We start from the raw sequence: 11,421 nt of genomic DNA, 5'->3' as shown, positions 1-11,421 counted from the left end.
CGTTGGTTGCAAGCCCGCCAAATGTATAGGCGAGGCCGCCGACCAGTGGATAAGCCAGATATGGCGGTTGATCGATGGCGCGGGCCCAGTTCGATTTCGGCGGATCGAGTTCGCTGCTGGCCGCAAGCCCGTCGCAACGTGTGGCGTCGAAGCGCGCGGCGTCCCCGGTTGCCGCCCGATTGAACGCGTCGACCGTCTCGCGCAGTTGACCGGCGGGAGTGCCGATCAGCGCGGCGAGGTCCTCGATCGTGTCGGCCTGATGCGGCGCCACCTCCGACCTGATCGCGCGCTCGAAGCCTTTGATATCGAACAGCCGGCTATCGAGGATCGCATAGGCGATATGCTCCGGTCGCGCGAAATGGATGTCGCGGGCGAAAGCCTCCCAGGTCTCGTGCACGAGCCCGCCACCTTCATCCAGAAAACGGCGCCCATCCTGGTCGACGACAATTCCGTAGGGATAGACCAAAACCACCGGCGCGGATTGCCGGCTGCGCGGGTCGATCGGCTCGATGTGCATGCCGTTCCAATCGCCGGAGACGGATGCACCGAGATCAACGGCCATGACAATACCATCGCCGGTATCGAAGCGCGTACCTGGCGAGATCAATCTGATGGTCTCGGCGGCCGGCCCGAAACGGGCCCGCATCATCGCGAGATTGCCCTGAAATCCGCCGCTGGCGAGAACAACGGCGTCGGCACCGATCGCCGTGACGTGATCGCCGGATCGAACAAGGACGGCGCTGACGCGATCCCCCTGCCCCACCACCAAGCCGGTCGCCGGGGATTGATAGCGAACCGTCACGCCCGCCTTTCTGGCGGCGGCCGCAAGCGCATCGACGATGGCGCGGCCGCCACCGACAGGCTGGATCCGCGGCGGACCGGCGCTGAGATAATAGACCGGGATGTCAAACGCGACGCCGTGACTCCCCAGCCATCCAATGGTCGCTGCGGCGTTCTCTGCCAGCGTTCGAAAATAGCCGCGGTCGGCTAATCCGCCCGATGCCTGATGCATATCGTCTTCAAAACCGGGCGCGAGGCGATCGGGTGCCGCGAGCCGCATATAGGAAGGACTGCAGCGGGTGTTTCCACCGGCTTCATCTTCACCTGACTTTTCAACCAGGGTGATCTCAATGCGCAAGCCTCGTCTGGCTGCCTCTTCAGCCGCCGAGACCGCCGCGGCAAGCCCGGCGGCGCCGTGTCCGATGATCACCAGCTTTTGAGGATTTGGATTCATCAGGGAAATCGCAGGTCTTGAGTTTCAAGTATTGAGGTTCAGGTCACGAGCGCTCCGCCGTCAAGATAGACGATCAATCCCCGGACGGAAATCTGTTCTACTTATCGTGAGGGCGTGCCTATTATGCGCCTACCGGCCATCCATGCCACGGATCGTCGCGCTTGCGATAGCTGGACCAGGAAGGCCAATATTCGTTTTGTCAGTCCTAAAAAATGTGGGAAATGCTTATGCGATTGAAGCAAGCGATACGCACGGTTTTTACCGCAGCCTTTGCTGCCGCTGTCGGCACTCTGTCATCGGGTGCGGCCTTCAGTGCGGCACCTCAGATCAAAACCCAGGCGCCCGCTTACTATCGCCTCATGCTTGGGGACGACGAGATTACCGCAATCTCGGACGGCACGGTCCGATTGCCTATGGACAAATTGCTCTTCAATGTCGACCCGCAAGTTCTCCAGCGTACCCTCGCTGAGGCCTATCTCACGATCCCGGTCGAAACCTCGGTGAACGGCTTTTTGATCAACACCGGCAGCAAACTAATCCTGATCGATACCGGCGCCGGCGCGCTGTTCGGGCCGACGCTGGGCAAACTGCTGACCAACCTGAGGGCGGCCGGATATCAGCCTGAGCAGGTCGACGAGATCTATCTCACCCACATGCATCCCGACCATCTCGGGGGGGCTGATGGCGGACGACAAGATCGCGTTCCCAAATGCCATCGTACGCGCCGACCAACGCGAAGCCGAGTTCTGGCTCAGCCAGGCCAACCTCGACAAGGCGCCTGACGATTCGAAAGGCCTTTTCCAGGGCGCGATGGCGTCGCTCAACCCTTACGTCAAGGCCGGCAAGTTCAAGCCGTTCGATGGCGACACCGATCTGGGCGGAGGCATCAAGGCGGTGGCGAGCTACGGACATACCGCCGGGCATAGCGTCTATGTTGTCGAGAGCAAGGGTCAGAAGCTGATTGTCTGGGGTGACCTGATCCATGTCGGCTCGGTGCAGTTTCCCGATCCATCGGTCGTCATCCATTTCGACGGCGACTCCAAGGAAGCCCTGGCGCAACGCCTGAAGGTCTTCGCCGACGTGGCCAAGCAGGGCGACATGGTGGCGGCAGCCCACCTCTCGTTCCCCGGCATTGGGCACGTTCGCGCGGCCGGTTCCGGCTACACGTGGCTTCCGATCAACTATTCGTCGATGCCTTGACCGGCGTCGCAGGCCCCGCGGGTCCCGCGTCTACATGAACCGGCACGGCTCCCGATGCCGGCGTACACGGTCACTTTGAAGGACTTGCCGCGAAGATGGCGGCGCGAGAGCGCTGCCATCCTTCCGCGATCAAATCGCACGGTTGCTTCAGCGGGCGAAAGTAGTAGCGGGCTGTTTCGCGGTGGCGATCGAGCGGCTGCTCGGCGATGTCTAACACCGCTCAACCCTCGGATGCTGCGCTGCACCTGTCAAACGCCGCCCGAGCACGAGCCTTCGACCGAGTGGAACTGCAGCGAACTTCAGCAAAAGCGCGAGTTCCCGCGAGGTAATCGCGTTAAAACTCGCACCGGCTCCGGCCTTTCCGTGAAGCGCAAAAAGACTCCGGAGCTACGGACTCGTCCTTTGCGCGGGGTCGCCGACGAGTATAGGCTGTGTTCAGCGGGCGCTAAAGAACCGCATGGGACGTCTGGGAAGTAAACGCTGGATCGGGTGCTTGACTGGATGGCGCGACCGTCCTCGCGACACGTGTAACTGTTGTTCGGCCCGATACAGGCCGCCGCCTGGAAGGGTTTTGACGTTACGCTTTGCGTGATGAAAACGGCTATTGCGACAAGCAGCCCGCAATCAGGTGATGGATGGCGAGGCCCGTCAATGAGCGGGGCTTACGCCTTCTCACCTCGGAGGAGCCGGTATGGATCAACGAGAAGTGCTGGCCGCATGGGAGAAATTCATCGAACGCGGAACGCTGTCGTCCGATTTGAACTCATCGGTCGCAGCGTCGTGGCAGAGATCCAAGCGCCATCAAGTCACGATCGACCGCGCAAGAGCGCCGCTTGTCGCAGACGCCGAACTGTTTCGTCTCCGCTCCAAACACGCCTCGCTCCGTCATGCCGCCCGCTGCGCGCTCGAGAATTCAAAAACATTCCTGAGCGACGCCAATTCAATCATGATCCTGACCGATCCCACCGGATTGATCATCGATACGCAGGGTGATGACAGGGTCATTGACGCCGGTCGCACGGTTCACCTGGAACATGGCGGACGCTGGAGCGAGGCCGACATCGGCACCAACGCGATCGGCGCGGCGCTGGCGGAATCGAAGCCCGTTCAAATCCGCGGCGCGGAGCATTTTTGCTCAAAGGTGCAGCGCTGGACCTGTGCTGCGGTTCCGGTCCATGATCCTACCGACGGCGAACTGCTGGGCGTGGTGGACATCTCCGGCCCCGCCAACACCTTCAATCCGCAGAGCCTCGCTTTGGCCGTCGCCGTCGGCCATCATGTGGAGAGCGTGCTCGCGCAATCGGTCCGACAGGAACACGAGCAACTGCTCTGCCGCTTTCTTGCCAAGAGATCGCTGTGGTCGAACGACGAGTATATCGTACTCGACCGCCGAGGTCTGATTCTCCACGCCACCGAGCGCGCCCTGAGCGCCATTGAGAATGACCGCCACGGCGCTCGCGGCAATGCGCCAACCCGATTTTTAAAGACGCTTCCCTTCGAGGAATGGCCCGGCAAATTAAGAGAGCTGCTTCCGAACGCGAGCTTCAACCTCATTGAGAACGAAGGTTCCGGTATCGGCGCCATCGTGGTGCTGCATGCACGGCGACGCCAGCCGACAGCTGATCGTGACATGCAGAACCGGAAGCCCGAAATCGAACGCCGCGATACGGCGGACTTGTCGCCTCCCCGCAAGGATTCGGCGCCGGGACGTCGCCCTCTTGAGCGCAACATTGCGAGCGCGGCCTTCGGATTCGTTGCTCGCGATCCGACGGTGCGGAGCATTGTCCGTCAGGTCGAGACCGCGGCAGCGCGCAAGATGCCCATTCTGATCCGCGGTGAGACCGGCACCGGCAAGGAACAGCTCGCCCGCCACGCCCACGACGTCAGCGGACGAACCGGCGCCTTCGTCCCCGTCAATTGCGCTGCCCTGCCCGAAAGCCTGATCGAGGCCGAACTGTTCGGCTACGCCGAGGGTGCCTTTACCGGAGCGCGGCGCGGCGGTGCGATCGGGCTCGTCAAGGAGGCTGATGGAGGAACGCTGTTCCTCGACGAGATCGGTGACATGCCGGTCGCACTACAGGCCGTGCTCCTGCGCCTGCTTGACGACTGGACCGTACGTCCCGTTGGCGGTGTCCGATCGAAGGTAGACGTCTTTCTCGTCTCCGCCACCAACGCCAGCCTCGACAAGGCCATCGCCGCCGGGCGCTTCCGGTCCGACCTGCTCTATCGCCTCAATACCCTCGAGGTGACGCTACCAAAACTGCGGGATCGCAACGACTTCGACGCCATCGTTCGTCATCTGCTTGGCGCGATCGATCCGCATTGCGAGATCACGCCGGCGACCGTCGCCCATCTCGCCGCGCGCGCCTGGCCCGGCAACATCCGCGAACTACGCAATATGCTGGCACGCTTTACGCTGGCCGCCGCGGACGGCCTGATCGATGAGGCCAGCGTGGAGGCGACGATCGATCGGTCCGCCCAGACCGAACCAGGATCGCTCCACGACATCCAGCGGGCTCGAATCCTCGTGGTATATGCCGAGACCGCCGGCAACATCAGCGAAACCGCGCGACGTCTCGGTGTCTCGAGAAACACCATCTATCGCGCGCTCGGGCAAAAGAAGCCGACATGATCGGCGGCTGCCTCGACGATCAAAGCAACTCGGCGCCGCCGCCCAGCGCCGGTCCAGTGGTCGGGTCGTAGTCGTCCGGCTTCTTGGCGATCAGCGTCTGCGTGGTCAGGATGAGGCCGGCGACAGAAGCCGCATTGCGAACCGCACTATAGCAGACCTTGACCGGATCGATGATGCCCGCCTCGACGAGATCGACGGATGCCCCATTGCGCGCATCGAGACCGTGGCCGTTGCTGGCTTTGGCGGCCTTGGTCACTTCCGCCTCGGCATTCAGGCCGGCATTGGCGGCGATATAGAAGAACGGACGGCTTAGCGCGCGTTGCAGCAGCTCCGCTCCTTGCCGGGCTCCGCCCTTCAATCCCTCGATCGTGCCGTCGAGCTGCGGCGCCACCCTGAGCAGGGCGACGCCGCCCCCCGGGACGATGCCTTCCTCGATCGCCGCACGGGTGGCGTTGATCGCGTCCTCGATCAGCTGGGTCCGTCGCTTCTGCTCGACCGGCGTTGCACCGCCGGCCAGGATCATGGCCGTGCCGCCCGACAGTTTCGCGATGCGCTCCTGGAACTTGTCCCGCTCGATATTTTCCGGAGCGGCATCATATTGCCGCATGACCTGCTCGCGGCGCGCCGCGATCTTCTTTTGATCGCCGGCTCCCGCCGTGATCAATGTCTTGGACGCTGAAATTCGCACCTGGCGCGCAGAACCGAGATCGTGCAGCTCCACCTTTTCGAGCCGTCCGCCAAGATCAAGCGAGATCACCCGGCCGCCGGTGGTAATCGCAATATCCTCCAGCATCGCCTTGCGCCAATGGCCATATTCCGGCGGATGGATCGCCGCCACTTTGAAATTGGTCTTCTCCCGGCGCGCCAGCAATTGCATGATCACCGGCGGAGCTACCTCCTCGGCGATGATCAATAGCGGCCGCCCGCTCCTTTCGATGAGCGAAATCACGCCGGCGAGCTGTTCGCCGGTTTGAATTTTGTGATCCGTCATCAGGATGAACGGATTGTCGAGGACGACCTGCATCTTCTCGACATCGGTGACCATATGATGCGAGAGATAGCCGCGCTCGAAGGCCATGCCTTCGATCACCTCCAGCGTCGTATCGACCGTGTTGCCGAATTCGACCGCGACAATCCCGTGATTGCCGGCCCGCTCAAAGGCTTCCGCGACCATATTGCCCAACACCGCGTCATTGGCGGCAATGCTGGCGACCGCACGCAAACCGGATTGCCCCTGCACCGCTTTGGCCGAACGTTTCAGCGCCGCGATGGTCTCGGTAACCGCGAGTTCAAGCCCCTCCACCAATTCAACCGGATTGGCCCCCGCGGCCAGGCACCTCAAGCCGTCCTGCACCAGCACGTCGGCTAGCACGGTCGCGGTCGTCGTGCCGTCACCGGCCACGTCATTGGTTTGTTTTGAAACCTCGCGCAGCACCTGCGCGCCCATATTTTCGAATGGGCACTCAAGCTCGATCTCGCTGGCAATGCTGACGCCGTCGCGTGACACGATCGGCGTACCGATCGGTCGGTCCATGATCGCGTTCATGCCCTTCGGGCCCAGCGTGCCGCGAACCGCTTTGGCGAGCTTGGCGACACCCCTGCCCAGCGCCGCCCGCGCGGCTTCATCATGCAGCATGATCTTCGGCATTGGATGTCCTCACCTTTTCAAGAACGGGTCGTCTCGTTTGAAGTCGCTCACGGTCACGAACTCTCGTGTCAAGGCACGTGCTGAGAGCCCGAATTCGTTGATGACGACATCTTTGATTTTGCAACGAAGGGCGTTTCGAGATCGAAGCGCACCGAAAGCAGACCGCGGCACAGCGCGCTGTTGAACTCGGCGTTGATGCCGACGCGCCGCAAGCCGGAGACGTAGCTCGATAGACCATCCGCCTTCAGCCGTGCGCCTTCGGCATCCAGGAACGCCAAAGCATCGGCACGCACTGGTCCAACGACATCGCGCCGCTCAAGATAGCGGCGTACCAATTTCGCGCCTTCATCTTCGACGGGCAGATCGCCAAGCTCGCCCAGCGTCAGGCTGACGACCGTCGTCGCCGCGTGCCCTGCCCCGGCCAGATGGTTGAGCAGGGCCACCTGCCGACGCTGGAATGCCTTGATCAGAAACGTCCGGCGCAGATCGTCCAGGTCGCCGTCAGCCTCGACCCCGAAGGTGTCCCGAAAGGATAACCCCTTGGCGAGACCCTCGTTGATCTTGTCGGCATACATGTGCTCGCCGAGAACGACGCTGACGCCCACGACCCAGTCGAGCTCAATCACGGCGCGGCGCATATCGTCCGCCATCAGGAATGAAAAATTCGCGGCGCACCAATAAGTCGGAAGCCGGAATTCAATGTGGACCCGGTTTTCCGAATCCACCTCGACTCTGCTGATGAAGTTCAACTCGACGACCGACTCGTCGAGTTCCGGATCCGTCACGCCTTGCAGGCAGTGCCAGACTTCGGCCGCGCGGCCCCGGGGCCGCGCGCCTGCCATCTGTTGGTTTTGGTCGCCACGTTCGTTCATGGTGGTCATGGCGCGGCGTGAACGGCTTCGGGAAGATGGGCATAGCCACCACCAGCCCTGATCTTCTTCTTTTGCGCCTCGACATCGATGCCATAGAGCCGCGCGGCATTAAGGCCGAGAATCTTGGTCTTCGTCTCCATCGACAATACCGAGCCGGTCTCCTTGGTAACATCAGCCGGAATCTCAAAGGCCATGAACTTGTCGATCAGCCATTTCGGCGTCCAGATGCCGTAGTCGCTGCCATACAGGATCTTGTCGGGCCCAACCCAGAACAGGAGCTCCGAGATGATATGGGCGAAATAACCCGGCCGCGTATGGATGAAGGGCAGCGCCACGGCCAACCCCGCATAAACGTTGGTCTCCTGGGTTGCGATCCAGCAGAAATCGTCAAGCCGCGGCAGGCCGCAATGTTCGACGATGAAGTTCAGGTCCTGAAACGAGGTCGCGACGTCGTCGACATCGGCCACATCGAACGCATCGCGGTTGAGCGGGATGATGGTCGGCCCCTTGTGGACGTGAATGTTCTTGATACCGAGCTTCTGCGCAGCCTCCAGATATTGATAACAGGCCTTGTCCGTCAGCTTGTAGCCCTTGGATTCGCCACGCCATTCGGCGGTGTAGAGCTTGACGCCCTTGAGTTTGTGCTTCTCGGACAGCGCATGCAGATCCTCCAGGCCCTTGGTGCCATCGCGCGGATCGAATGCCCCATTCAGGATGAACCGATCCGGGTGGCTCTTTTTGATCGCCGAGTTGCGCTCGGTGGTGTTGAAGCCATTTTTGTAGAAATCCGTCAGGTAGGTCGGCTGCAGGATCGCCATATCGTCGTAACCGGTAACGAATAAATCGTCGAACATGGTTTTGGCGTCGTACTTCTCGAACTTTTCCAACGGCCACTTCTCGGACGGCGGACTGAGGTTCGAGTGATAGGCATAAAAGCACTCGATAAACTGCTTGCCATGGATATTTTTCTGGTTCGCGGGGCTTCCGTCCCAAAAATGCGTATGACCGTCGATGACGAATATTTCTTCACCCTTGGCTGTCCTGTACATGGCGTTTCTCCTGCTCCCGCGAGCGGTTTGAATATGATGGGGCTCGCCATCGGCGTAGCCGGTATCGTGTAGCCGGTATCGGTGCGGCCGGCTTCCCGGCCGGCCACACCGTCATTTTGCGCGACCGTCAGACGATGTATTTCATCATCTCGTTCATGTCGCCGAACAGCATCACCGTGTTGTCGTCGGTCATCACCATGCGGCCGTAATGGGTGGAGGTTGAAATCTCGAACAGATGCGGGGTCATGGCGCGCCCGAGTTCCTCCGAAATCTCATCCATCTTGAATTCCATCGTGCCGGTGCCGTCGATACGGATCATCGCCGGCATATAGGTCACCTTGATATGCTCGTGACGGCCCATGACATCGGCGATCGCGCGCGCCTCGACGCTGTCGTTCATCGTGACCCCGCATTGATGCGACACGGTATCCTCGAACGTGATGTCTTTCATCGATTTGAAGATATTGTCGTTCTCTTGCAACATTGCTGTCTCCTGAAGGATTCGGTTAAAGGATGTAGATCGGATTATGATGCGAGGTTGGCTGGAAGCTTCAGGCCAAGCTCGCTGGCGATCCCCTTGATGCGGTTCTTGGCGTGCGCCAGGGCATCGGCGAACGTTGCGACCTTGACGCGCGGCTGCGACCAGATCGGTTGCAGATGATTGGAGGCATCAAGTGCGAGGTCGGCATGTTTCACGAGCCACTTGTTGAACAGCGCGATATTGTGGCCGCCGTGCGTGGGATCCTCGCCGAGGATGTGGAACAGCTCGACGGTGTTGGCGAGATTACGCTCGTAGTCGGCCTCCGCGGCCGAGACGACGGCAGGGGTGATGAAGTCGTTCTGTGCCGAAGCCGCCTGCATCAGGAACCCGGAGCGGAATAATTCGCCAACCAGCGGCTCGAACACGACATTGGTTGCGAAATATTGCTCAAGATAATCGTTCGAACCCATGATCGATTCGATCGACTTGCGTACGCCCTGCCAGATCGGATCCTCGAGCCAGTGCTGCTTGCCGGCGGCAATGTCGAAACCCGGAAGGTCGAGGCCGATTTCGCTCAGATAGAGCGTGATATCCTGCGCGAAACGCAGCTTGTACGAGGAATTGGTCAGGATCGCATTGTTGACCATCTGGGTATAGCCGTAGCGCTGCGCCTGCATGGTCGACGTGCCCAGGCCAAATTCGGCGTGCTTGTAGGCGCCGAGATGGTTCTGCAATATCTTGACCCAGGCGGCATCGAAGCGCGCGGGCGCACCCGACCTCCGACCGTTCTCGATGGTGTTTTGCACCATGCCGCAAATGGTCGATTGACGCTGGTAGTGCGTCCGTTCCCATTCCTGGTCCACGGCGCGGAATTTGTGCCAGTTGGAGCTCTTGGCCGCGGTCCAGTCCTTGGAATAAGTCGGCGTTCCGTCCGGAAACGAAATGATCCAATCCTGCAGAAGATAGCGCTCGGGATCGGGTTGGACATCGACCGTCATGTCCTCGTAATGCGTCGCCTTGCGGCCCTTGGGCTCGAAATAGTTGTATTTACGACTGTCGGACCCCGGAAAGACCGCGGATCCGGCCGCCCCGGATTTGACGATTGCCGGCTTTGCTGCGGCTCTGCTCGCTTGTGCGCTCATAGGTGGCTCCCTTTGATGTCCTGTGTTGCGACGAACTTCCAAACGCCGTCATCGCACCGCCGGCGTAAATTTGTCGAAATAGATGTGCTCGGGCTCGACGCCGTTCATTTGCAGGATCGGCAGTACGGCGTCGATCATCGGCGTCGGACCGCAGGCGTAGGCATCGATCGTACCGGTCAGCTTTTCCTCGCGCAGATGACGCAACACGACCTCGTGGACAAAGCCGGTTTCGCCCTCCCACTTCTCGCCTGCCTCCGCATGCGATAGCGCGGGTATAAATTTGAAATCCTTGAGCTTGGCGGCGATCGCAGCCAGTTCCTCGAGGTAGAACAGGTCGTCACGCGTGCGGGCTCCATAGAAGAACCGCACGGGCCGTTGCTCCCCACTCTCGATATGGTCCGCCAGGATCGACCACAGCGGCGACATTCCCGAACCGCCACCGATCAGCAGCATCGCGCCGGGCCGCTCTTCCCGCCGAAAGCAGGTGCCGTAGGGTCCTTTGGCGACGACCGCGTCGCCGACGCCCAATTCACCGTCGAGCTGGGAGGAGAACGCTCCGTTCGGGTATTTCTTAATGATGAAGCGCAGGCTGGTGCCTTCGCCAGGCGCATTCGCCATCGAAAACGCCCGGGTGATCGCGCCACGTTGCAGCGTCAGGTCGACATATTGTCCGGCCCAGAATTTGAGCGGCTTTTCGATTTCGATCTCCAGCAACCTGATATCCGACGTCAGCGCGCTGATCCCGGTGACACGCCCGGGAAACGACTTCACGGCGATCGAACGGCTGAGCAGGTCTTCGTCGTAATTGAGCAATTCGAAGCTGACATCGCTGAAGGCGTGGGTACGGCACAACAGGACATGGCCGGTTTCGCTCTCGTAATCGGGCAGCGCGAAGGTCGAGTATTTCAACAGCTCGATGTCACCATCGACCAGCTTCGATTTGCAGCTGCCGCATTGACCTTCCTTGCAGCCATGCATCAGCGAGATGCCCTGACGAAACGCGGCGTCGAGCACGGTCTCCCCCTCCTCTACTTCCATCTCGATGCCCACAGGCTCGAACCGAACCTTGTGAACCTGCGCTTCTGACATTGGGTCGCCCTTGTTGCAGTCGTGACTGAAAAATGCCGGAGCGACACGCTCGCGCCGGGCAATGGGGGCCGCGA

General features: G+C 60.9%; 11 protein-coding genes. 3 read left to right on the top strand and 8 right to left on the bottom strand.

Annotated elements, in window-relative coordinates; genetic code table 11:
• A partial coding sequence (locus GSQ88_RS09940; RefSeq protein ID WP_159007556.1) for an FAD-binding protein occupies positions 1 to 1,234 on the bottom strand: 1,234 nt, incomplete at its 3' end.
• 227 nt (positions 1,235 to 1,461) lie between these two features.
• Between GSQ88_RS09940 and GSQ88_RS35955 the strand changes: the two genes are divergently transcribed.
• Together GSQ88_RS35955 and GSQ88_RS09935 are read left to right on the top strand one after the other, a co-directional pair.
• A complete protein-coding gene (locus tag GSQ88_RS35955) occupies positions 1,462 to 2,016 on the top strand; it encodes an MBL fold metallo-hydrolase (RefSeq protein ID WP_283810675.1) in 555 nt (184 codons plus the stop codon).
• Positions 1,916 to 2,434, top strand: a complete 519-nt coding sequence (locus GSQ88_RS09935; protein WP_283810674.1) for an MBL fold metallo-hydrolase — start codon at positions 1,916 to 1,918, stop codon at positions 2,432 to 2,434. The genes GSQ88_RS35955 and GSQ88_RS09935 overlap by 101 nt, the downstream gene beginning before the upstream one ends.
• Positions 2,435 to 2,504: 70 nt before the next feature.
• Here the strand turns inward: GSQ88_RS09935 and GSQ88_RS35190 are convergent, their stop codons facing one another.
• Entirely contained in the window at positions 2,505 to 2,651 is a 147-nt protein-coding gene (locus GSQ88_RS35190; RefSeq protein WP_210253778.1) for a hypothetical protein, read from the bottom strand.
• A gap of 474 nt (positions 2,652 to 3,125) precedes the next feature.
• On the opposite strand from GSQ88_RS35190, the gene GSQ88_RS09930 reads away from it, so the two are divergent.
• A complete protein-coding gene (locus GSQ88_RS09930) occupies positions 3,126 to 5,066 on the top strand; it encodes a sigma-54-dependent Fis family transcriptional regulator (protein ID WP_159007555.1) in 1,941 nt (646 codons plus the stop codon).
• 19 nt (positions 5,067 to 5,085) lie between these two features.
• On the opposite strand, the gene GSQ88_RS09925 is transcribed toward GSQ88_RS09930, so the two are convergent.
• From GSQ88_RS09925 to GSQ88_RS09900, 6 genes are all read right to left on the bottom strand, one after another.
• Complete coding sequence (locus tag GSQ88_RS09925) at positions 5,086 to 6,714, bottom strand: molecular chaperone GroEL (RefSeq protein WP_159007554.1); 1,629 nt, start codon at positions 6,712 to 6,714, stop codon at positions 5,086 to 5,088.
• 68 nt (positions 6,715 to 6,782) lie between these two features.
• Complete coding sequence (locus GSQ88_RS09920; RefSeq protein ID WP_283810676.1) at positions 6,783 to 7,556, bottom strand: metal-sulfur cluster assembly factor; 774 nt, start codon at positions 7,554 to 7,556, stop codon at positions 6,783 to 6,785.
• Positions 7,557 to 7,591: 35 nt separating this feature from the next.
• Positions 7,592 to 8,635, bottom strand: a complete 1,044-nt coding sequence (locus GSQ88_RS09915; protein WP_159007552.1) for an amidohydrolase family protein — start codon at positions 8,633 to 8,635, stop codon at positions 7,592 to 7,594.
• Between the two features lie 127 nt (positions 8,636 to 8,762).
• Entirely contained in the window at positions 8,763 to 9,119 is a 357-nt protein-coding gene (locus GSQ88_RS09910) for an MmoB/DmpM family protein (protein WP_159007551.1), read from the bottom strand.
• Positions 9,120 to 9,160: 41 nt separating this feature from the next.
• Positions 9,161 to 10,258 (bottom strand): aromatic/alkene monooxygenase hydroxylase subunit beta, encoded by a 1,098-nt coding sequence (locus tag GSQ88_RS09905; RefSeq protein WP_159007550.1) that lies wholly within the window; start codon positions 10,256 to 10,258, stop codon positions 9,161 to 9,163.
• Positions 10,259 to 10,306: 48 nt separating this feature from the next.
• Entirely contained in the window at positions 10,307 to 11,347 is a 1,041-nt protein-coding gene (locus GSQ88_RS09900; RefSeq protein ID WP_159007549.1) for a 2Fe-2S iron-sulfur cluster-binding protein, read from the bottom strand.
• Between the last annotated feature and the right edge of the window lie 74 nt (positions 11,348 to 11,421).

This window comes from Bradyrhizobium sp. S69, from assembly GCF_009766005.1.
In the GTDB taxonomy this organism is placed as follows: domain Bacteria; phylum Pseudomonadota; class Alphaproteobacteria; order Rhizobiales; family Xanthobacteraceae; genus Bradyrhizobium.
The sequence above is the reverse complement of the archived record's forward strand: the minus strand, read 5'-3'. Positions and strand labels throughout refer to the sequence as shown.

Bases quoted from the DNA above. Each gene is read 5' to 3' on its own strand.
- GSQ88_RS09905 (WP_159007550.1), bottom strand. From the start codon at position 10,258: ATGAGCGCACAAGCGAGCAGAGCCGCAGCAAAGCCGGCAATCGTCAAA.
- GSQ88_RS09915 (WP_159007552.1), bottom strand. From the start codon at position 8,635: ATGTACAGGACAGCCAAGGGTGAAGAAATATTCGTCATCGACGGTCAT.
- GSQ88_RS09910 (WP_159007551.1), bottom strand. From the start codon at position 9,119: ATGTTGCAAGAGAACGACAATATCTTCAAATCGATGAAAGACATCACG.
- GSQ88_RS09925 (WP_159007554.1), bottom strand. From the start codon at position 6,714: ATGCCGAAGATCATGCTGCATGATGAAGCCGCGCGGGCGGCGCTGGGC.
- GSQ88_RS35955 (WP_283810675.1), top strand. From the start codon at position 1,462: ATGCGATTGAAGCAAGCGATACGCACGGTTTTTACCGCAGCCTTTGCT.
- GSQ88_RS09930 (WP_159007555.1), top strand. From the start codon at position 3,126: ATGGATCAACGAGAAGTGCTGGCCGCATGGGAGAAATTCATCGAACGC.
- GSQ88_RS09935 (WP_283810674.1), top strand. From the start codon at position 1,916: ATGGCGGACGACAAGATCGCGTTCCCAAATGCCATCGTACGCGCCGAC.
- GSQ88_RS09920 (WP_283810676.1), bottom strand. From the start codon at position 7,556: ATGGCAGGCGCGCGGCCCCGGGGCCGCGCGGCCGAAGTCTGGCACTGC.
- GSQ88_RS09900 (WP_159007549.1), bottom strand. From the start codon at position 11,347: ATGTCAGAAGCGCAGGTTCACAAGGTTCGGTTCGAGCCTGTGGGCATC.